The organism is Streptomyces sp. CO7, assembly GCF_053474865.1.
The window spans coordinates 1-1,332 of the sequence record NZ_JBRIOU010000025.1 but is presented as its reverse complement, the minus strand read 5'-3'; the positions used below and the strand labels follow the sequence as shown (position 1 = coordinate 1,332).

General features: G+C 78.1%; 1 protein-coding gene. It reads right to left on the bottom strand.

Annotated features, from left to right (window positions below):
• Nucleotides 1–723 precede the first annotated feature (723 nt).
• Nucleotides 724–1,332 (bottom strand): ATP-binding cassette domain-containing protein (locus tag ACOV8S_RS30845; RefSeq protein ID WP_448321787.1); only part of this gene is annotated, 609 nt, incomplete at its 5' end.

The window sequence follows — 1,332 nt, the reverse complement described above, 5'->3', positions numbered from 1 at the left end:
GGGGTGACCGGGATGTGTGCTTGATCACCCGCGCTCCCAGGGAGCCCCTGGTGGCGGCGCGGGCGCGACCGGGGCCTGCCCCCTCGGCCCCCGAAATCGCGGGCCCGGCGGCGACGGTGCCCGTCCGGGGCCGCGCGGCAGCACTGTCGACCGCCGCGGTCCGCGCCCCGGCGCCGCCCTCACCGAGGCCGTGCCACGACGGCGCCCGTCATCGCCGCGGAGGTGTGACGGCGGTGCTCCGCACCCCCGCGCCCACGAGGCAGTGCACCCTTCATCGGCGCCCGCCCGACATCGCGGCCTTCCACGCTCGGGGCCGTGCCACGACGGCGCCCGTCATCGCCGCGGAGGTGTGACGGCGGTGCTCCGCACCCCTGCGCCCACGCGGCAGCGCACCCGTCCTCGGCGCCCGCGGGGTATCGCGGCCTTCCACGCCCGGGGCTGTGTGACGGCGGTGCCCGTCTTCGCCGCGGAGGTGTGACGGCGGTGTCCCGCATCGCCGCGCCCACGCGGCAGCGCACCCGTCCTCGGCGCCCGCGCGGTATCGGTCCTCCATACCCGGGGCCGTGCACCGGCGGTGTCCTGCTGTCGCGGCCGTGCGGCGCCGCCGTGCACCGCGGCGGCCGCGCGACGGCGGTGCCCTCCACGGTCGTGGACGTGCCGCGGCGGTGTCCTGCACGGTCGCGGTAGGGCGGCCGTGGCCGTGCACCGCGGTGGCCACGCCCCTCACCCCGTCGGGCGGCCGGCCTCCAGTCGTAGTCGGCGTCCCTCGAAACGGCGGGTGAACATGCGGTCATGGCTGACGACCACCAGCGCCCCCGGCCACTCCGCCAGCGCCTCCTCCAGGTCCTCGACCAGGCCGGGGGAGAGATGGTTGGTGGGCTCGTCCAGCAGCAGCAGACCCGCCGGCTCGCGCAGCACCCGCGCCAGCCCCAGCCGCCGCGCCTGCCCCACGGAGAGATCGCCCGCCGCCGTCCCCAGGGCCGACGGCGCGAAGAGTCCCAGGGACAGCAGCGCGTCGCGGTGCTCCTCCGGCTCCCCGGGCAGCCCTTCGGCGTAGGCGGCGAGCAGGCTGCGCCGCGGGTGGGTCAGGACGGTCTCCTGCGGCAGCCATGCGGTCCGCGCGGTACGGCGGACCTCACCCCGCTCGGGCGCCAGATCCCCCGCCAGCACCCGCAGCAGTGTGCTCTTGCCCGCGCCGTTCGGGCCGGTGACCAGCAGACGCTCACCCGGCCCGACCGCGAGGGCGCCGACCTCCAGCCGGCCCGCGACCCGTACGCCCAACAGTTCGGCCACCGGCTCGGGGTCGGGCAGCGCCTCGGCGGAGAGGGGGCC